Source organism: Pseudoalteromonas sp. JC3 (genome assembly GCF_030291895.1).
Taxonomy (GTDB): domain Bacteria; phylum Pseudomonadota; class Gammaproteobacteria; order Enterobacterales; family Alteromonadaceae; genus Pseudoalteromonas.
The window spans coordinates 3,966,081-3,986,386 of the sequence record NZ_CP127855.1 but is presented as its reverse complement, the minus strand read 5'-3'; the positions used below and the strand labels follow the sequence as shown (position 1 = coordinate 3,986,386).

Here is a 20,306-nt window from a genome sequence, read left to right as displayed (position 1 = left end):
CATGAGCGATCAAGCATTAGCAAGTCAACTCAACAATAGGGTTCTGATTGCGGGTGCCATAATATTTGTGGGCTTGGCAATTAGTGTTCAAATGTTGAATATTAATATGTCTACACAAGCCTATGTGGCGATGGTTATAGCAGCTGTCAGTGTGGTGCTGGCAATTTTACTACTTAAGCAAAGCGCAAACATTCTGCTTTCTAAGTTACAAGATGTTGAGGAAATTGTTCCCGCGATAGAGAGTAAAGATGCTAGTTTACTCAATGCAAGTAATGCGTCACGTCAATCATCTTTATACAAAGCGGTTGCTAATTTATTAAATGGTGACGCAGTAGATAGTCAAGATCATAGCCATAGTTTGTTGCTAGCTTTAAAGGTCTGTCAGGCCAATGTTATGCTTGCAGATGCTTCTCTCAATATTGTGTATTTGAACGATTCCGTAACCAGCATGCTGCGTAAAAATCAGGCTAAGTTACAGCAAGAATTGCCTGGCTTTAATGTTGATAATTTGATTGGTGCAAACATTGATACATTTCATAAAAACCCCAGCCATCAGAGAGGCATCCTAGCTAATTTGACCCGTCCATATGTCACACAAATCAAAGTGGCAGGTTTGACCTTTGATCTTATTGCCACGCCTGTTTTCGATGATGAAGGGCAAAGGATCGCGACTTTAGTTGAGTGGAAAGACCTTACAAGAGAATTAGCGCTAGAGAAAAAGCAGGCGGACTTGGCGAGTCACAATGCTCGTATATCGAGCGCGCTGGACGTTTGTCAGGCAAACGTGATGCTAGCGGACGAAGGATTGAATATTATTTATGTTAATGATTCGGTTGTGCGAATGTTGAGAGACAATCAAACGCAGCTTAGAAAATCATTACCGAACTTTGATGTGGATACGCTTGTAGGGCAATGTATTGATGTGTTTCATGCGAACCCTAGCCATCAAAGAAATCTGCTTGAGAAACTGAGTGATGTATACAGTACAGATATCAAAGTTGCTGGCTTCACCTTTGGTTTAATTGCGACCCCGGTGTTTGATGAAGAGAAAAAGCGGATTGGTACCGTTGTAGAGTGGGACGACAAAACAGAGCGTTTAGTTCGTGAAGAAGAAGAGAAAACTGCCGCAGCTGAAAACTTACGCGTCCGAAGAGCATTAGACAACGTTTCAACGAATACGATGATAGCAAATGAGCAGTTTGAGATCGTTTACTTGAATCGCGCAGTGAAAGATATGATGAGAAATGCTGAGAGCGATCTAAGGCGTGACCTGCCTAATTTTGACAGTAACCATCTTATGGGGGCGAATATTGATGTATTCCACCGCAACCCAAGTCATCAACGCAGTATGCTTTCTCGGCTCGAAACTGAGTATAAAACGGAAATCGTTGTCGGCGGAAGAACCTTTGGTCTAGTCGCCAATCCGATATTTGATGGCAATAATGAACGCGTGGGCACCGTTGTCGAATGGGAAGATAGAACCAAAGAAGTTACGATTGAGAAAGAGGTGAATGGCCTCGTTCAGTCGGCTAACGCTGGTAACCTTAGTGTTCGTTTATCAGAAGATGGGAAAGATGGCTTCTATTTAAGACTAACCAAAGGGTTAAATAGTTTAGTGTCTACTGTCGATGAGACTGTTACAGACATGGGAGATATGTTAGACGCATTGGCGACTGGTAATTTGACTAGGCGTATTGAAGGCGATTATCGCGGGGCTTATGAAAAGCTCAAAAAAGACGCAAACACCACTGCTGAGAAGTTAACCGAAATGCTTGGTCGCATACGTACATCTGCAAATCTAGTTGCCAGTGGTGCAGATGAAATATCTCAAGGAAACGCAGATTTGAGTCAGCGGACCGAGGAGCAAGCTTCCTCGCTAGAAGAAACTGCTTCTAGCATGGAAGAAATGACGAGCACAGTTAGACAAAATGCAGATAACGCGAAAGTAGCTAATGAGTTGGCTGAAGATACTTGTGACAAGGCGACCAAAGGCGGTGAAGTAGTCACACGCGCAGTTGAAAGCATGTCTGAAATTAATGATTCAAGTAAGAAAATTGCTGACATTATAGGTGTTATTGATGAAATTGCTTTCCAGACAAACCTATTGGCATTAAATGCAGCCGTTGAAGCAGCTCGGGCTGGAGAGCAAGGTCGAGGATTTGCTGTGGTTGCTGGTGAAGTTCGTAATCTAGCTCAGCGTTCTGCCGCAGCAGCTAAAGAAATTAAGGACCTGATCAGAGACAGTGTAAGTAAGGTTGAAGATGGTACGTTACTGGTTAATGAGTCAGGTGAAACACTAAAAGAAATAGTTGAGTCCGTTAAGCGGGTGACAAACATGATTTCTGACATTGCTGAAGCGTCGATTGAGCAGAGTTCAGGTATTGAGCAGGTTAATAAAGCAGTGTCACAAATGGATGAAATGACGCAGCAAAATGCTGCCTTAGTTGAAGAAGCGTCAGCCGCAGGGGAGTCGATGGCTGAGCAAGCAAATGATATGAGAAGATTATTAAACTTCTTCACTCTTGATGAATCTTCACACCGTAGCTTAGAAATATCTGAGTCACCGAAGAACTATAAAGCGCCAGAAAAACAATTACCAAAACGGACAATGAATTCCAATAAGCCCCCGCAGCAAAACACGAGAAGTAATCAGTTTGCTGATGACTCGGAAGAGTGGGAAGAGTTTTAGGGTTTGGTAATAGACCAATTCCTTAGTGGGGTTGGCTGAAGGAATACGACGATGCGAGAGTTTCTGTTGACCGATAAGGATTTCTCCGAAATTTCGGCTCGGGTCTATGACACATGCGGCATAGTACTCGGGCCGCATAAAAGGGAAATGGTTTACTCAAGGTTGGCAAGGCGCATAAGAGCCAACGGGCTAAAATCATTTGAGGCGTATTTGTCTTTTTTGGAAGAAAATCAAGATGTTGAGTTTAGCCATTTTATTAATGCAATAACAACTAACTTAACTTCTTTCTTTCGAGAAAATCATCACTTCGAGTTCTTAACGAAAAGAATAGTTCCTGAAATTATTGCCAGGCACAAACACGACAGAAGAGTCCGAATCTGGTCTGCTGGATGCTCTACAGGTGAAGAGCCTTATAGTATCGCGATGACCATTGCGAATGCTTTTCCAAGTGGTTGGGACGTCAAAGTGCTAGCAACAGATCTAGATTCCAACGTCTTGGGCAAAGCGAGTCTCGGAGAATATACGGCAAATAACGTCACGGGTTTAGATGAAGATAAGCTCAAAAAATGGTTTCTTAGAAGTGCAGATGGAGCAATGTATAAAGTGAAGCCTAAATTGCAATCTTTCATCCATTTTAAACGACTTAATCTTCTAGAGCCATGGCCAATGAAAGGACCCTTTGATGTTATTTTCTGTCGTAATGTTTTGATTTATTTTGATAAAGAAACCAAAGATAAGTTGTTTGAGCAATATCATGACATGTTAGCTCCCAATGGTTACTTACTTATCGGGCACTCCGAGACGATGGGAAAAGAGCATCTGGAATTTAAAAATCTAGGTAAAACCATTTATCAAAAAGGCCAGTTGAATGAGAGAGTTTAGTCCTGTTCTCAGAGGATTCGAACATGTAAAACGCTTCTGGGATTCAGGACGTTCTAAAGTCGTTGCAAAAGTACTACCTGGGGAGTTTTATGTATCTAAGCAGGACGAATTGATTTCGACGGTATTAGGGTCTTGTATTGCAGCTTGCGTATATGACGAGAAATTGGGGATAGGTGGTATGAATCACTTTATGTTACCCGGAGCGAAAGCGCTACGAGAAGTGCATGCGGATGACCTAAATTGTCGTTATGGTAACTGGGCGATGGAGTATCTGATAAATGAAGTACTCAAAAATGGGGCGTCTAGAAGCAATTTAAAAATCAAACTTTTTGGCGGTGGAAAAATTATTAGCGCAATGACTGATATTGGGGAAGGGAACATCAGGTTTGCTCAAGCCTATGTGGAAGAGGAAAGTTTGAATTTAATTTCACAGGATGTAGGTGGCCCCTGGCCAAGAAAAGTTATCTTTCATCCTCAAAGTGGCAAAGCGCAAGTGAAAAAGTTACGAACCATGCACAATAACACAATTGAACAACGTGAAGTGCGTTACTTACATGACATTGAGGCTCAAGACAATAAAACGGATATTGAGCTATTTTAGGTGTGAAATATGATCAAAGTTCTGATTGTTGACGACTCGCCGTTAATTCGTGGGTTGTTAAAAGAAATACTAGGTCAGGCGGATGGTATTAAAGTCGTTGGCACCGCGGAAGACCCTTATGAAGCTAGAGAGCTCATTAAATCTACTTCGCCTGACGTATTAACTTTGGATATAGAAATGCCAAAAATGAATGGCATTAATTTTCTTAAAAACTTAATGCGTTTAAGGCCTATGCCTGTTGTGATGATCTCTACGTTGACCCAAGAGGGCTCACCCGCCACGATAGAAGCACTAGAGTTAGGTGCAGTTGATTTTATTTCTAAGCCCACTAGCAATGTTGCTGATACCTTAATGTCTTATTCCGATTTACTGGTTAAGAAGATTAGAGTAGCGGCTGGTGCAAGAGTGAGGGCTTTTAAAGCACCAAAACAGGAAAGCGAATTAGAAATTGGCCGTAATTATACATTTTCGCGTAATACTATTTTAGCCATAGGCGCCTCAACTGGAGGAACTGAAGCGATCAGAGAAGTGCTTATGCGATTACCAACACACGCGCCCCCTGTTGTTATCACCCAACATATCCCACCAGTTTTTAGCACTTCATTTGCGCAAAGAATGGATCGCACCTGTGCGGTATCAGTCAAAGAAGCGGAAGATGGAGATGTTTTATTACCAGGTCATGTATTCATAGCACCGGGAGACAAACATCTTCAGGTGGCACACACTGCAACCGGATATGTCTGCCGATTAGATGATACTGAGCCTGTTAATCGTCATAAACCCTCAGTTGAAGTGTTATTTAACTCCCTTGTGCCAATGGGGAAGCATGTTTGTGCTGCTATGCTCACGGGAATGGGTAGTGATGGAGCAAAAGCAATGCTAGCTTTGAAAGTCGCTGGTGCCAAGACGTTTGCACAAGATGAACTAAGCTGTGTAGTATGGGGAATGCCTAGAGCAGCGTACGAGCTTGGTGCAGTGCAAAGTCTGGTACCTTTGAGTAAAGTGACCGAAACCATGTTGAGCGCGGTTAAAAAGTAAGGGTAAGAGCTAATTTGTTCCTACCCAAAGCTGTTATTTTTCAATAACCCAAGGTTGTGAAAACCAATAATATCGTCCTGTGTCTTTGATTGAAGGCGCAGTACAGTTATATCGTGACCGTCCTATGGATAGTGCTTTCGGGGTTTGGATACGTACGCTGGTTTCTGATAGCCATGTCAGCTCAGCTTGCCCAACACCTGAAACGTAGCATGCAAATTGACTCTGATGAAAATCCTTATTGTTAAAATGCAACGTGATTGCTGGGGATTTATTGTTCGTGACGCTATCAAGGTAATCTAATTTTTGTAGAGAGAACGCTTTGGTCTCGAGCTTAGTTTTTAATGTTTCTAAGTTGCTGTAGTTTCCCGATGCGGGAAAGCGAGCGATACGTGTAAAATCTGAAGAAATACCAACCGCACCAGAGTGTTGCCCAATACCAATAAGTCCAAGCTCTGCTACTAGCTTTTGTAATTCATGATTAAATTCGCCGTACGGGTATGCGAGGTAGGGGTAATCGTGGCCAATTTCTTCTTTAATTCGCTGTTGTGACCATGTGATATCGTGCTCAACACGCGCACGCCACTGTGCCACTGTTTCATTTTTTAGTTTGAGATGGAGGTAATCGTGCTTAGCACTATGATTTGCGATAATAGCCCCGCGTTTTGCTAATGCCCTCAGTTCATCCCACGTCATGACATAGCTTTTCTTTTCGTCAATAAGTTGAGGGTTGACGAAAATCGTATAGGGAAAGCCAAAAGATTCCAGGATCGGGGCCGCCGCAGTGATATTGTTTTCATAGCCATCATCAAAGGTGATAGCCAACGTTTTTTCTGGTAGAGACTTACCCGACTTCAGGCTATCTAACAAATGTGGTAAAGGTATCACCGAAAAACCATGTTCTTTAATGTGGTTAAGATGAGATTTAAAGGTTTCTTCACTCACGCTGGTGACCGCTGGGAGTTTCTCACTCACGTGATGATACTGTAAGATAACCGCACTCCAACTATTTGCTGAAAATAGGGCCAAACCAAAAATAATATGTTGTATCAATTTCTTAAATGCCATAAAGCGCAACATCTGAGCCTCTTACTACTTGCAGGTCCGATGATACTATCAAATATTACGGTGCCACTGTTAGGATTAGTCGATACAGCAGTAATTGGTCATATGGGGGATGCGCATTTTTTGGCTGGGATTGCGCTTGGCTCTAGCGCTATCTCGGTACTATTTTGGCTTGCAAGTTTTCTGCGAATGAGTACAACAGGAGTGATCGCTCAATCAAGCGGCCAGCAAGACCATGACAAGCTAACACGTTCACTATATACCAGTATGCTCATTGCGCTGCTCTTCGCCATGAGTTTGATTGTGTTATCTCCTCTGCTGATCCAAGTTATTGCTCAGCTTTCAAATGCTTCTAGTGAAGTATTTGAGCAAGCAAAATTATATTTTCAAATCCGTGTATTTAGTGCGCCTGCAGCAATGTTAAACCTTGTGCTGCTGGGCTTTATGCTTGGGATGCATTACGGGCGAGGGCCATTCTATCTGGTGTTGTTCACAAACATAGTGAATATAGCTTTGGACATTTTATTTGTTGTCGGATTTGAGTGGGGAGTAGCAGGCGCAGCTTGGGCTTCACTGATTGCAGACTATTCGGCATTAGGCTTATCCTTGTTTTTGAGCGCATTGGTCGCAAAGCGTCACGGTATTACGTTGAAATTCACTCTACCAAAGCGCGCACAGTGGATCAGTTTACTCACCTTGAATCGTGATATTTTTATTCGTTCCTTGATCTTACAACTCTGCTTTAGTTTCATGACTTTCTATGGCGCAAGGCTTGGTGAGATCACACTAGCGGCCAACGCTGTCTTACTGAATTTTTTGATGTTAGTCAGCTTTGCGATGGACGGTATTGCTTATGCTGCGGAGGCTAAGGTCGGCAGAGCAAAAGGACAAAGCTCGTTAGGGCAATTGCAATTATGGGTAAAAGTAAGCCTGTTTTGGGGGGCCGCATTTGCGCTTTTATACAGCGCTATTTTTTATCTAGCTGGTGGCTGGATCATTAGCTTATTAACCAATATCCCCGAAGTGATAACGTTAGCAGGCACTTACTTACCTTGGTTGGTGCTATTACCTTTGATTGCCATGAGTTGCTTTTTATTTGACGGTATCTTTGTGGGGCTTACTCGTGCTAAAGAAATGCGAAACAGCATGTTAGTTTCTGCGGTATTCGGTTTCTTCTTGCCGTTTTTAATTGCATTGCCACTCGGTAATCATGCGCTCTGGCTTGCGATGAGTTGTTTTATGGGGTTGCGTGGATTGACTTTGGCATATAAATACCATCAGCTCTCTCGAGAAGCTGCTTTACTCGAATAATGGAGCTGCGTTAAGCAAATGGGTCGTTATCTTTTAGGGCTTGGCGGCGTTTTTCTCTGGCTTCTATCACTTGAGAAAAGCGGTTAGCAAAAATACCAATATAACCGTAAAAGGCACAGCACAAACCAGGAAGTAAAAGCACTAAACCTGCGATTTGAAAGCGATGATCTTGATAATAACCCAGTGCTATAAAAGCACCCGCGAGTAACACAATAACAAGGCCAAAAAGGAAAAATTTGAGGCTTCGCTTAGGGTGAGACCCTAAGCGATAAATGAGGGTTTTGCTCATTAATAGTAAGAGTGTTCGCCACGCGCGTGCTCTGTGATGTCACGTACGCCATTGATTTCTTCAAACTTAGCGATCATCTCTTTTTCGATGCCCTCTTTCAATGTGACATCAATCATTGAGCAGCCGTTACAACCACCGCCGAATTGAAGTACTGCAATACCATCTGCGGTAATTTCTACTAGGCTAACTTGACCACCATGATTGGCCAACTGTGGATTTACTTCTGTCACAAGCATGTGCTCTACGCGTTCAGCTAGGCTCGCATCGTCACGTAATCGTTTAGCTTTGGCATTTGGTGCCTTAAGCGTTAACTGACTCCCCATTTTATCGGTAACGAAATCGATATCGGCTTCTTCTAAAAATGGTGCACTTTCTTCATCAACGATGGCTTCAAAACCATTAAACGGTAAGCGGATATCGCTTTGTTCAACGGCATCTGCTGGGCAATATGACACGCCACACTCAGCTTGAGAGGTGCCTGGATTAACCACGAAAACCCTAATATTGGTGCCTTCAGCCTGATCGGCTAATAGTTTCGCGAAATGGCTTTGGGCAGAATCTGAAATATGGATCATAATTCGCTCTATACTTGACTAAATTACTCGGTTAATACGTATCATACTCTCCTCGTCGTGTTGTCGCTAGTGTTCGGCGTAAAAATTTGGCAATCGGCGGTGTGCTTGTTAGCTTGAAAAGTAATCGGAATTAAAGGACATTATCATGCGGTTAATAAGCTGTATTATCGTGCTGTTGAGCTTTAGCTTGCAGGCCAAGCCCATTGCCTATTATTTTGGCGATGAAGTAAAATTTGATCCCACAATAACTACGCCAAAACAAGCATTTGGATATGAAGTTGGGCAGTGGCATTTGCGCCACGATCAAATCGTTAATTATCTACATACCCTTGCAAGCGAAAGTCCAAGACTGAGTGTCGAAACAATCGGGTTTAGCCATGAGCGACGTCCTTTGTTACTCCTAAAAGCGAGCTCGCCACAAAACCAACAAAACTTGGCGCGTATTCAGCAAGATCATATTGCTTCATTGAGCAGTAGCCAAAGCCGTTCAGACCAGCCAGTTGTGATGTGGATGGGCTATAGCGTGCACGGTAATGAGTCTTCAGGAAGCAATGCCGCGGTACTCATGGCATATTATTTAGCTGCGGCGCAGGGCGAGTCTGTTACGCAGCTCCTTGATAATGCGGTGATATTGTTAGATCCAGCTTTGAACCCTGATGGCTTATCACGTTTTGCTACATGGGCAAACGCCAATAAGAGCATGTCTCTATCAACCGATCCTGCACATCGTGAGCATAATGAGTCTTGGCCTTCTAGTCGCACTAACCATTATTGGTTTGACCTCAATCGTGACTGGTTACTACTACAACATCCTGAGTCAAAAGCACGGATCAAAGCGTTCCATCGTTGGAAACCAAACGTACTGACCGATTTTCATGAAATGGGACCAAATAGTACGTATTTTTTCCAACCAGGGATCCCATCAAGAACTCACCCAATTACCCCATTACAAAACGTAGCGCTAACCAACGAGATTGGTAAGTTTCATGCCAAAGCTCTTGATGCGCAAGGGGAGTTATATTTTACTCAAGAGAGTTTTGATGACTTTTATTATGGCAAAGGTTCTACGTACCCCGACGTAAATGGTGCGGTTGGCATTTTATTCGAACAAGCTAGTAGTAGAGGGCATGCACAAGAAACTCAGTATGGCGTGTTGAGTTTTCCTGAAACGATTAAAAATCAAGTCACGACGAGTCTCTCGACATTCCAAGCCAGCATAACGCATCGACGCGCTTTACTTGATTATCAGCAGCAGTTTTATCAACAAGCGAACGAGCTTGCGAGTAAAGATGAAATTAACGGTTACGTTGTTGCTCGCGGCAAAGATAACTACCGTTTTCAAGCGTTTGTGGATTTATTGAAACAGCATCAGATAGAGGTGAAATACCTCTCAAAAGCCAAAGAAGTTGATAACACCGAATATCAGCAAGGGGATTTATACATTCCACTAGCTCAGCCGCAATATCGCTTGATAAAAGCACTATTTAGCACACAGACGCATTTTAAGGACAACACGTTCTACGATGTTTCAGGTTGGACGATGTCGTATGCTTATGATTTAGATTTTGCCGCAGTAAAAAGTGGCTGGGGTTTAAAGCTTCAAGGTGAATCGAGCACTGACTCAAATATATTGGCTCCCGTTGCAGGAAGTTATGCTTACACCATAGAATGGCATCATTACCTGGCGCCACAATTAGCAAATCGCCTCTTACGGGCTGGAGTGAAAGTAGCAGCTGCAATGTCACCATTTTCAGCATCAACCACCTCAGGCTCTCATGACTTTCAGGCCGGTACATTGGTGATAGCAAGTGGTATTCAACAGCAAGCGGACTGGTTTACTGAGCTTGAAACAATCGCCAGAGAGCTTTCACTTCCAGTATATAGTGTGACTACAGGCATGACACAAAGTGGCGTCGATTTTGGGTCAAGACAAATGCTGCAGCTGCAAAAGCCAGAAGTCCTCATCATAGGTGGTGCGGGTGTAAGTCAATATGAAGCGGGTGAGCTTTGGTATCATTTGGATAGGCATTTAAAACTAGCCCCGTCGATTGTGGAAAAGCAGCATATCGAGAAACTCGATCTTACACGCTACACCCATATTTTATTGGCTGATGGTAAATATGGAGATTTAAGTGACAAGAGCAAAGCCAAGCTCTTGAGTTGGGTTGCTAAAGGCGGTGTGATTTGGGGTCAAAAGCGTGGTGCACAGTGGCTAATCGAACAGCAACTACTAGACGCTAAAATGGTTTCAAGCAAAGAAATGCGAGCCCAGTTTGACAGCAAAAATCTCACCTTTGCAGATCAAGATAGCCTTTCGGCAAAGCAGCGGATCGCCGGCGCGATTTTTGATGCGCGTTTGGATTTAAGTCATCCCTTGTCTTTTGGCTTCGAGAACCGGGAATTACCTGTCTTTAAAAATAGTACTTGGGTGATGCATCGTAATAATAAGCCATTTATCGAGTCGTTGACGTACACTCAAAAGCCTTTATTGGCAGGGTATACTGATAATATCAACGTTGAGCAGATCGCAGGTTCCTCTGTCTTGATTGCGTCAAAGTCTGGACGTGGGGTGGCTGTTGGAATGACTGACAACCCGGTATTTCGTGGCTTTTGGTTCGGTTCTAGCCGACTGCTAAATAACGCGCTGTTTTTTGCACACGGCATATAAGGTCCAGAACAGTTTATCTGTGCAATGAGATTTTTAGCAATTTGATTGATATCTATTGTCGTGATATCAAGCAAATAATACGCTTTTAAGCGTCGAATGGTGTGAGGCTGATAGCCATTGCCCACACCATTTTCGCCCCGTTTTGTTTACACACTTTTGCCGCTGCATTCATGGTCGCGCCCGTTGTGATCACATCCTCAAGCAATATGATATTTTTTCCCTCAACAGATTGGTTGAGCACAAAGGCATTGTTTAAATTACGTTTTCGTTTAGCTTTGGTCAGCTCAGATTGCGGCTTGGTGTGCTTTGTTCTTTTGAGTATTGTCTGGGTGATTGGTAGCCCTTGCCAAATTTGCTCAACTTGATTGTAACCTCGTCGGATTAACCGTCTTCGGTGTAGTGGCAAACAACAAACTAGGTCTACAGGGAAGCCATTTTCTTCACTGAAGCGCTGCCATAGTGTTTGAGCCAGCAGATTCAAGGCACATTGATAGGCTTTGCTGTGGTTAAACTTTACTCCTTGCAACCATGTATTTATAGGCGTGCGGTACCAACTCGCCACGGTTAACCCATCGCAGTCTTCAAGGCTGACCATGCGTTGGATATTAGGGTAATTAAGTAGATTAATCTCTTGTTCCATAAAGTCTAAGCAGGCTTGTAAGCAGTGTGGACAAAGCAAGGCTTCTGTTGTGCGTTGTTCACAACATACACAAGGCTGACACCACTTTTTAGGTAATAACCGATTAAGTTGGATCATTGCTTTCCATCCCGGGTTAGCTATCATGGCGTCAAGTTTGGTATAGAGAACAGATAAATGCAAAATGAAGTTGTGCTGCTCCATGGTTGGGGGATGAACAAAGCGGTGTGGCAGTTATGCGAGGAAGCTTTAGCACCTACAACACCAATTAAAGCGGTCAATCTTCCTGGGTTTGGTGGTACACCAAGCGCCGAGGGCGATTATTCTCTTGAGCGTAACGCTTTACTTATTGCTGAGCAGCTGATGCCACAAAGCGTGTTGATAGGCTGGTCTTTGGGGGGGTTATTTGCATTGTATTTAGCTACTCATTTTCCAGACAAAGTTAGCAAGGTTATTTTGGTCGCTTCAACGCCATTTTTTTGTGAGCAAGCTGATTGGCCCGGAATAGCCCCTAAGGTGCTAAACAACTTTGAGACTCAACTGCAAACCAATAGCGCAAAAACGATAGAAAGGTTTTTAGCGATTCAAGCGATGGGCAGTGAACATGCCAGAGAAGACATCAAACAACTTAAAGCGTTACTGGGTACTCTGCCAGAAGCGGAGGCGAAAGCTCTAGCTGGTGGGTTGGAGATATTGAAATCGCAGGATTTACGTGGTGAATTTTCACAGCTGAAACTTCCCATAATAGGTATATTCGGCCGTTTAGACTCTCTTGTTCCACAAGCGGCAGTCGAGAAAATGCAGGCATTAAATCCAAATTTTAAGGCTCATACGCTTGCAAAGGCCTCTCATGCGCCTTTTATCTCTCATAAAGAAGCCTTTTTATCACGCCTTAAATCAATTGTTTAAATATTTGGAGTAATAAAGCGGCAAAAAATTGCCGCTTTTACTTTTCTTTGTTGATATTTTGCGCAATAATTAGTCAGTAAGAAAAGGTTTATCTAGGTGCGAATATGCCAATAGGTGATGTGTTAAATAATGGAATTGACGGTTATAACCGCGCTGCTCAGGGGATTGCCCAAGCAAGTGCTGATATTAACCGCGCTGCCATCGATCAACAAAGTGATTCTGAACGTGCAGCTGGGCGGCAGTTGCAAGGTGCTAGTGCCGGTGAAGCTGTGACGGCTCCAGTGAGTGAGACGCCAAGCTTGACCGAATCAGTGGTAGCCTTAAAAGTTGAAGAGTTTAACGCGAAAGCCAATGTGCAAACTATTCGCACTGCAGATGAAGTGTTAGGTACGTTGATTGATATTAAAGTGTAATGAACATAGTAACGCCACCACCGGCGATGAATTTAAACACTGCCAACGTGTACACCGAAACGGTTGTACGCGATAATCAGCTGCGTGAAGCGATCCCAAAACCTGCACCAACTAACTCTTCATTTACTGAAAACCGCAACCTTTCCGATTCTGAAAAAGGCCGCTCTTCTAACGTAGACGATGCAAAAGTTTACGGCTCTGATGGTAAAACAGAGCAAAGCAAAACCATTCAAGGCAAAGAGCAAGGTGAAAAAGGCGAAGGCCAAGAAAAAGAAAAGAATGAACAAGAGCAGCAACAAACCGAGCAAGATGAGCAGATCGTTCAAGAATTAAAATCTCGAGATAGAGAAGTAAGATTACATGAGCAGGCTCATGCCAGAGTAGGCGGGCAATATGCCGGCTCACCGAGTTATGAATATCAGCGCGGTCCTGATGGCAATAACTATGCTATTGGCGGCGAGGTGATGATCGACGTTGCGCCGCTGGAAGGTGATCCGCAGGGCACGATTGAAAAAATGCAAACGGTGAGAGCGGCAGCGTTAGCACCAGCAGAACCATCTGGCGCTGACAGAGCCATCGCAGCAGATGCGACTCAAAAACTCTCGGCGGCGCAGGCTGAGTTGGCAAAAGCTTCTATCAGTGGTGAAGAGCAAAGTGATAGCAAGCGGGTACAAAACATTCAAACTCGCCGCTTGAGTGGTGAGCAGGCAAAAGCAGAGAGTGAAGAGGAGCAAGCCAAGCTTAAGCAGGATGCAGATCCTTACGCTGTTGCGATGCCAATTGAAGCTGACCCTGAAATCCAAGCAAGATCGCTCAGGATCTCAAATTTTTATCAACATGTAGCGATGCCTAACCAACCCGCATCGCTATCAGTGCAAATTTAACCGTAGGTATTGGCCTTCTCCTCCGCGGGTCATTGCAGTGAAAACGAGTTAAAACCCCCGACAAACGAAAAGCGCGACCAAGGCCGCGCTTTTCTTTGTTCACTGTTCTGTTGAGATTACTTCTTCAGCTTTGCGAAGGCTTCAGCAAACGCATTACCCATCGCGGCGTTACCTGCATCTCGTGACTTTGGCTTAGAAGACTTAGGCACCGGTTTTCCTTTGTGCGGCTTAGCGTTTTGTTTTTGCGCTGGAGCTTGAGATATTTCATCGTTTAAGCGCATGGTAAAGCTAATGCGTTTACGAGGCACATCAACCTCAATCACTTTGACCTTAACGATATCTCCCGCTTTAACGACTTCACGTGGATCGGAAATAAACTTATCCGTGAGTGCTGAAATGTGAACAAGTCCATCTTGATGTACACCTACATCCACAAAAGCCCCAAAATTGGCAACATTAGAGACCACACCTTCTAAAATCATACCGACTTTAAGATCTGTGATTGTCTCAACACCAGCTTTAAACTGCGCCGTTTTAAATTCTGGGCGAGGATCTCGGCCTGGCTTATCTAATTCTTTGATAATATCAGTGACCGTTGGTACCCCAAACTTATCATCTACATAGTCATTTGCCACAAGGCCATTCAAGACTTCGCGATTACCGATAAGGGTATTCACTTCTAGATTTTGTTTTTTACAAATCGCTTTGACAACAGGGTAAGCTTCAGGATGCACTGCTGATGCATCCAGTGGATCGTCGCCATTGGCGATACGTAAGAAACCGGCTGCTTGTTCAAATGCTTTAGGTCCTAATCGCTCAACTTTTTTAAGCGCTTTGCGATCCGTGAAAGAGCCATTTTCGTCGCGGTATTTTACGATGTTACTGGCTAATGTTTTATTCAAGCCCGAGACGCGCGTTAGTAATGGTATCGATGCCGTGTTCACATCGACACCCACTGAGTTTACGCAGTCTTCGACCACAGCAGTTAGCGTTTGCCCTAACTGGCTTTGAGAAACATCATGCTGATATTGGCCAACACCGATTGATTTTGGTTCGATTTTTACAAGCTCTGCTAACGGATCTTGTAATCTTCTTGCAATAGAAACTGCGCCACGTAGAGATACATCAAGATCTGGAAATTCGTTTGCGGCAAATTCAGAGGCAGAGTACACCGATGCGCCAGCTTCACTCACCATGATTTTATTAAGTTTTAATTCGGTGGCGCTTTTTAGCAGTTCTGCGGCCAGTTTGTCGGTCTCGCGAGACGCGGTTCCGTTACCGATAGCAATAAGCTCAACTTTGTATTGGCGACACATTTGCTCTAGTGTCTTCAGCGACTTATCCCACTGGTTTTGAGGGGCATGAGGGTGGATAGTACTCGTTGCAATCAGTTTGCCTGTGGCATCGACAATAGCGACTTTACATCCGGTACGTAACCCCGGATCGATACCCATTGTCACTTTTGCACCTGCAGGCGCAGCCATCAGCAGATCTTTTAGGTTTTTCGCAAAAACTTCGATAGCATCTAGCTCTGACTTTTCACGCATTGACCCTAAGAATTCGTTTTCCAAGTGCAGGGCGATTTTAATCTTCCATGCCCACTGGACTACACCCATCAACCAATCACTGGCAGCTTTACCAGAGACGGCTAGGCGGTAATGATCGGCAATGATCTGCGCACAAAATTGAGCGGCGTCTTCTGCACTTGGTTCCGGGTTGATAGATAACTGCAAAAAGCCTTCGTTACGTGCTCTTAGCATCGCCAGCGCACGGTGTGATGGAATTTTATTTAGTAGCTCATTATGTTCAAAGTAGTCACGGTATTTGCTTCCTGCTTCTTCTTTACCTGCGATGACTCTTGCTTCGATTTGCGCGTTGTCTTTAAGGTGTGCTCGGAGCTTAGCAAGTAGTTTAGCGTCTTCTGCAAAACGCTCCATGAGAATGAATTTAGCGCCATCTAAAGCCGCTTTGCTGTCAGCAACGCCTTTGCTTTCATCAATGAAAGGAGTCGCTTGTTGTTCTGGGTCTAACGTTGGATCTGCAAATAAAGCGTCAGCTAAGGGTTCCAAACCTGCTTCTATCGCGATTTGGCCTTTTGTTCTGCGCTTTGGTTTGTATGGGAGATATAAATCTTCGAGTACGGTTTTACTGTCGGCGGCTTGTATTTCTGCACTTAGCTCAGCAGAGAGTTTACCCTGTTCATCGATGGTTTTTAAAATAAACTCGCGACGTTCATCAAGTTCTCGTAAGTAACCTAACCTTTGCTCAAGCAAACGCAGTTGAGTGTCATCTAAGCCACCCGTTACCTCTTTACGGTAACGTGCAATAAATGGAACGGTTGCCCCTTCGTCTAGCAAACTAATAGCAGCATTAACTTGCTGTTCTCTGGCGTTAAGCTCAGTTGCTAAACGTTGTGTGATATTGCTCATGCAAAATCCTTATACTCTTCTTAATCGGTCTGTGTTGCCTAGATAATACTCATCTCGGGCAAACAAAATTTAGCTCAATGTTATCATTGTTCGGTGTTTCTGCGATATTCGATTTGGTTGATATACCAAAGTCTTCGGCCGTGCGGTGTGGTGACCGTAATTTCATCATTGACTTGTTTGCTTAGCAATGCCCTAGCCATTGGCGCATCGATGGAGATGTAGTCATTGCGTTCGTATATTTCATCAGGTCCAACAATCCGAAATGCACGAACCTCGCCTTCTTCGCTTTCTACTTCTACCCAAGCGCCAAAAAATACTTTACCTTCTTGTTCGGGACTATATTCCACGACTTTTAGTTCGGGCATACGCTTTCGTAAAAAGCGCACCCGTCTATCTATTTGCCTTAATAAACGTTTATTGAAGGTGTAGTCGGCATTTTCGGAGCGATCGCCTAAACTCGCTGCCCAATTCACAATTTTGGTGATCTCTGGGCGCTTTTCAAACCACAGATGATCATGTTCTTGCTGCAGTTGGCGGTATCCTTCGGGCGTGATCAAATTCGTTTTCATGTTTCTCAGGTATTTTGGGTTAAACCCTTGTAATGTTCGGTAACAATCTAGTATCAATGTATGGTGTCGAAAAGCACCAAATTCAATTATATTTAAGCATAATAATATCATGGTCCATTATCGCCATGAGCGTTAAATGAACAGGATGATGATTTGTGCACGAAATGTCGCAGATCAGCAAGCTTTAGTAAATTAATAAATAGAAGAAATATAAATGGGAAATGAAACCACCAAAGTGCTCGTAGTTGATGACGATATGCGTTTACGCAGTCTTTTAGAGCGTTATCTCGTTGAGCAGGGATTTATCGTCCGCAGCGCAGCCAATTCTGAACAAATGGATAGACTACTTGAACGCGAAAACTTTCACTTAATGGTGTTAGATTTGATGCTTCCTGGAGAAGATGGCCTTTCCATCTGTCGTCGTTTAAGACAAAAAGAGAATGAGATCCCAATTGTTATGTTGACGGCGAAAGGTGACGAAGTTGACCGTATTATTGGCCTTGAGCTTGGCGCGGATGATTACATTCCAAAACCATTCAACCCAAGAGAACTGCTGGCGCGAATAAAAGCCATTCTTCGTCGTCGTGCCAAAGAAGTACCAGGTGCGCCTGCGGCAGAAGAAAATGAAGTGAGCTTTGGTAACTTTACCCTTAATTTAGCGACGCGAGAGATGCAACATGGAGAAGCGACAATTTCACTTACCTCAGGTGAGTTTGCGGTACTTAAAGCACTGGTGAGTCACCCTCGCGAGCCGCTTAGTCGAGATAAGTTAATGAACCTTGCTAGAGGGCGTGATTATAGCGCACTTGAGCGTAGCATTGACGTTCAGGTTTCGCGCTTACGTCGTATGATTGAAGATGACGCCTCTAATCCTCGCTATATACAAACGGTGTGGGGTCTTGGGTATGTATTTGTGCCTGACGGCGTGAAGTAGCCAGCATGTTACCTCGTAGTGCATTTGGGCAAACCGTCTTCTTTGTCGGCGCGTTACTATTGATAAATCAAGTCGTGTCTTACATTACCGTTACCTTATACGTCTTCAAACCAACCTTTGAACAAGTGAATCTGATGCTCGCTAAGCAGGTTAAAACGGTCTTCATTGATTGGGAAGATGGTGTTGAAGTGGACAATACACTATCTCGAAAATTTTTTGAGATAACCGGCATTGAGGTGATGACACAAAGAGAGGCGTATGTAAATGGGCTGGGGCAGGCCAAAGAATATACATTGCTGTCTCGTAGTATGTCGGAGCAACTTAATGGCTCTGCGCGAGTCAGGATAAGCCAAGGAGATCCGGTTGTTTATTGGGTTGAGCCACCACAAGCGCCAGGATATTGGGTAAGAGTGCCGCTTAGCGGACTCAGTGAAACAAAAATGGAGTTTTTAGTTTTCTACCTCTCCAGTATTGGTTTCTTAAGTGTGTTAGGGGGTTGGCTTTTTGCTCGGCATCTAAATAAACCGCTAAAATCACTACAAATTGCTGCTAGTCGAGTAGGGGTCGGGGACTTTTCAACCCGGCTTGTTGAAGAAGGGTCCACGGAAGTCATAGAGGTGACTCGGGCGTTTAATAAAATGTCTAAAGGGATCGCAGACCTAGAAAGTGATAGACGACTGTTAATGGCTGGTGTATCGCACGATTTACGTACGCCTTTAACCCGAATTCGTCTAGCAACTGAAATGATGTCGGATGAAGAAGACTACCTGCGCGAGGGGATAATCGACGATATTGAAGATATGAATGCGATTATTGACCAATTCATTGAATATCTCCGTCATCACAACGGTGCGGAAATGTCGCCAGACGATGTTAACACGGTTATTGAAGAAGTTGTTCATGCAGAGCAGCAGCATCAGCGACCAATTCACCTGCAAGCAGAGGAATACTTACCAGCGGTAATGATGAATGCCGTCGCGTTAAAGCGAGTGTTTACTAACATGATTGAAAATGCGATCCGTTATTCTGAACAAGATATTGAGGTGACGACAGAGTATAGCCCCAAGCACCGTGCTGTTATCGTAAAAGTAATGGACAGAGGGCCAGGTATTCCTGAGTCAGAGTTAGAGTCTGTATTCGAACCATTTAAACAGGGAGATCAGGCTAGAGGGAGTGAGGGGAGTGGCTTAGGGCTTGCCATTATCAAACGTATCGTGACCACACACGGCGGTAAAGTAAGACTACGAAATCGAGATGGTGGTGGTCTGATCGCGGAGGTTTCTTTGCCAGCTTATCGGGGAAAGCTTGAGGAAGCATGATTTTCAAAAGAGTAGGCGAGCAAATTGAGCACAATAAAGCATAGGGATTTAAGCTATCAAAAGGGAATGTTAGATACACCGTATTTAAACCAATTGAAGCGAGTGATAGCGACAAGCTTTTCTAATGTAGAGGTAGAGCATTACTTTGCACTGTACTTTGAAAAAGGTGAAAGTACAAAGCGCAGGCTTCGGTTGTTTTTATCAGGCGGTGACATTGTCGGCTATTGCTTATTGACCTTTGATGATAGCAACAAGGATGTTTGTATTGTTGGCGCTTCAGCTGCTTTTTTACCTGCCTTTAGAGGGAAAAACAGCACCTTTAGGTTTTCTCTTATAGAAGTATTAAAACGTTATATACGTAACCCACGTAGACAACTGTTATATGCAGATACCATGCTCAGTCCCGCCATGTTCAGGGCCATGGCAAAAAATATCGCCGAAGTTTATCCAAATAACTTGCCTCAAAATAGCGCGATAGCAACGCTCTATGACACCATCAATCCAGTTGGCTTGGTAAGCCCTTATAATGGCCTAAGGTGTTTGAAGGCTGTTGGACGCAAAACCAATTACAGCGAGGCTGAAATCGCACGCTTTAGAGAAAGCAGCAAAACTGAGATTGCACTTTACTGTTGTGTTAACCCTGACTTTGATAAGGGAATTGCGCTTGTGGCTATCATTCCAATCACAATGAAACAATTTGTATTAACCTTTAAAAAGTTGGTGCTAAATAAGCTTTGGAGTACGTCGTAATAGGGCGAGTTTTCGCCCTATTAAAGGACTTGGTTATCGCGTTATTAGCAGATATCTACTGAACGACAAAGTCCCATTGACTCACAAATCGCAACGTGAGTATCACAAATTTGCCAACTGCCACAATCAACTCTAGAGCCAAAAGTCGCGCCCGCGGCAGCAATTTTTCTGGTCGCCTGATTGTTTAGATCTTTCGCTTGCAGCGATTTTAGTTGTTTCTTTTTTAATTGTAATTTCATGGTTTTCCTTATACGTGCTGTTTAAATAATCAGCAATATATAAGCATGTATGTACCTAAATGTTAATAATAAGTTTGTTGAAAGATATTCATGTGTAAAAAATCAGGC

At 43.7% G+C, this 20,306-nt stretch carries 19 protein-coding genes; 12 read left to right on the top strand and 7 right to left on the bottom strand.

Features of this window, described 5'->3' with window-relative positions; all coding sequences use genetic code 11:
* Nucleotide 1 precedes the first annotated feature (1 nt).
* From QSH61_RS17385 to QSH61_RS17370, 4 genes are read left to right on the top strand one after another with little or no spacing between them, the layout of a single operon-like run.
* Nucleotides 2-2,689: a methyl-accepting chemotaxis protein gene (locus QSH61_RS17385; RefSeq protein WP_174171048.1), complete on the top strand. Its 2,688-nt coding sequence runs from the start codon at nt 2-4 to the stop codon at nt 2,687-2,689.
* A gap of 51 nt (nt 2,690-2,740) precedes the next feature.
* Nucleotides 2,741-3,571 (top strand): CheR family methyltransferase, encoded by an 831-nt coding sequence (locus tag QSH61_RS17380; RefSeq protein ID WP_174171049.1) that lies wholly within the window; start codon nt 2,741-2,743, stop codon nt 3,569-3,571.
* Nucleotides 3,558-4,172 carry a chemoreceptor glutamine deamidase CheD gene (cheD, locus tag QSH61_RS17375; protein WP_206471531.1) on the top strand — a complete coding sequence of 205 codons (615 nt, stop codon included), beginning with the start codon at nt 3,558-3,560 and terminating at the stop codon, nt 4,170-4,172. Before QSH61_RS17380 ends, cheD begins: the two co-directional genes overlap by 14 nt.
* Before the next feature lie 9 nt (nt 4,173-4,181).
* Nucleotides 4,182-5,210, top strand: a complete 1,029-nt coding sequence (locus QSH61_RS17370; protein ID WP_206471530.1) for a protein-glutamate methylesterase/protein-glutamine glutaminase — start codon at nt 4,182-4,184, stop codon at nt 5,208-5,210.
* Between the two features lie 33 nt (nt 5,211-5,243).
* Here the strand turns inward: QSH61_RS17370 and QSH61_RS17365 are convergent, their stop codons facing one another.
* On the bottom strand, nt 5,244-6,287 hold the full coding sequence (locus QSH61_RS17365; protein ID WP_206471529.1) for a polysaccharide deacetylase family protein: 1,044 nt from the start codon (nt 6,285-6,287) through the stop codon (nt 5,244-5,246).
* A 27-nt stretch (nt 6,288-6,314) separates the two neighbouring features.
* On the opposite strand from QSH61_RS17365, the gene QSH61_RS17360 reads away from it, so the two are divergent.
* Entirely contained in the window at nt 6,315-7,583 is a 1,269-nt protein-coding gene (locus tag QSH61_RS17360; RefSeq protein ID WP_248298653.1) for an MATE family efflux transporter, read from the top strand.
* Nucleotides 7,584-7,593: 10 nt separating this feature from the next.
* Here QSH61_RS17360 and QSH61_RS17355 read toward each other — a convergent pair whose 3' ends face one another.
* Together QSH61_RS17355 and nfuA are read right to left on the bottom strand one after the other, a co-directional pair.
* Nucleotides 7,594-7,872: a hypothetical protein gene (locus QSH61_RS17355; RefSeq protein WP_174171052.1), complete on the bottom strand. Its 279-nt coding sequence runs from the start codon at nt 7,870-7,872 to the stop codon at nt 7,594-7,596.
* Nucleotides 7,872-8,447 carry a Fe-S biogenesis protein NfuA gene (gene nfuA / locus QSH61_RS17350; protein WP_010378467.1) on the bottom strand — a complete coding sequence of 192 codons (576 nt, stop codon included), beginning with the start codon at nt 8,445-8,447 and terminating at the stop codon, nt 7,872-7,874. Before nfuA ends, QSH61_RS17355 begins: the two co-directional genes overlap by 1 nt.
* Nucleotides 8,448-8,592: 145 nt before the next feature.
* Here nfuA and QSH61_RS17345 point away from each other — a divergent pair, with 145 nt between their 5' ends.
* Entirely contained in the window at nt 8,593-11,115 is a 2,523-nt protein-coding gene (locus QSH61_RS17345; protein WP_206471528.1) for a M14 metallopeptidase family protein, read from the top strand.
* An 85-nt stretch (nt 11,116-11,200) separates the two neighbouring features.
* Here the strand turns inward: QSH61_RS17345 and QSH61_RS17340 are convergent, their stop codons facing one another.
* Nucleotides 11,201-11,872, bottom strand: coding sequence for a ComF family protein (locus QSH61_RS17340; protein WP_206471527.1), 672 nt, complete (start codon nt 11,870-11,872; stop codon nt 11,201-11,203).
* A gap of 57 nt (nt 11,873-11,929) precedes the next feature.
* Here QSH61_RS17340 and bioH point away from each other — a divergent pair, with 57 nt between their 5' ends.
* The 3 genes from bioH (at nt 11,930) to QSH61_RS17325 (ending at nt 13,958) form a co-directional block, all read left to right on the top strand.
* Nucleotides 11,930-12,661, top strand: a complete 732-nt coding sequence (gene bioH, locus QSH61_RS17335; RefSeq protein WP_206471526.1) for a pimeloyl-ACP methyl ester esterase BioH — start codon at nt 11,930-11,932, stop codon at nt 12,659-12,661.
* 104 nt (nt 12,662-12,765) lie between these two features.
* The gene (locus QSH61_RS17330) at nt 12,766-13,074 is read left to right on the top strand and encodes a hypothetical protein (RefSeq protein WP_102057660.1); all 309 of its coding nucleotides are present in this window, start codon (nt 12,766-12,768) and stop codon (nt 13,072-13,074) included.
* Complete coding sequence (locus tag QSH61_RS17325; protein WP_206471525.1) at nt 13,074-13,958, top strand: putative metalloprotease CJM1_0395 family protein; 885 nt, start codon at nt 13,074-13,076, stop codon at nt 13,956-13,958. Before QSH61_RS17330 ends, QSH61_RS17325 begins: the two co-directional genes overlap by 1 nt.
* A gap of 116 nt (nt 13,959-14,074) precedes the next feature.
* Here QSH61_RS17325 and QSH61_RS17320 read toward each other — a convergent pair whose 3' ends face one another.
* Together QSH61_RS17320 and greB are read right to left on the bottom strand one after the other, a co-directional pair.
* Nucleotides 14,075-16,387 (bottom strand): Tex family protein, encoded by a 2,313-nt coding sequence (locus tag QSH61_RS17320; RefSeq protein WP_174171057.1) that lies wholly within the window; start codon nt 16,385-16,387, stop codon nt 14,075-14,077.
* 83 nt (nt 16,388-16,470) lie between these two features.
* Nucleotides 16,471-16,956 (bottom strand): transcription elongation factor GreB, encoded by a 486-nt coding sequence (gene greB, locus QSH61_RS17315; RefSeq protein ID WP_206471524.1) that lies wholly within the window; start codon nt 16,954-16,956, stop codon nt 16,471-16,473.
* 214 nt (nt 16,957-17,170) lie between these two features.
* Between greB and ompR the strand changes: the two genes are divergently transcribed.
* The 3 genes from ompR to QSH61_RS17300 are packed head-to-tail and all read left to right on the top strand — an operon-like array spanning nt 17,171 to nt 19,959.
* Nucleotides 17,171-17,890, top strand: a complete 720-nt coding sequence (gene ompR, locus QSH61_RS17310) for an osmolarity response regulator transcription factor OmpR (protein ID WP_010378483.1) — start codon at nt 17,171-17,173, stop codon at nt 17,888-17,890.
* Nucleotides 17,891-17,895: 5 nt separating this feature from the next.
* Nucleotides 17,896-19,209 (top strand): two-component system sensor histidine kinase EnvZ, encoded by a 1,314-nt coding sequence (envZ, locus tag QSH61_RS17305; protein ID WP_010604363.1) that lies wholly within the window; start codon nt 17,896-17,898, stop codon nt 19,207-19,209.
* A gap of 24 nt (nt 19,210-19,233) precedes the next feature.
* Nucleotides 19,234-19,959 (top strand): hypothetical protein, encoded by a 726-nt coding sequence (locus QSH61_RS17300; protein WP_248298652.1) that lies wholly within the window; start codon nt 19,234-19,236, stop codon nt 19,957-19,959.
* 44 nt (nt 19,960-20,003) lie between these two features.
* On the opposite strand, the gene QSH61_RS17295 is transcribed toward QSH61_RS17300, so the two are convergent.
* A complete protein-coding gene (locus tag QSH61_RS17295) occupies nt 20,004-20,198 on the bottom strand; it encodes a hypothetical protein (RefSeq protein ID WP_010604365.1) in 195 nt (64 codons plus the stop codon).
* Between the last annotated feature and the right edge of the window lie 108 nt (nt 20,199-20,306).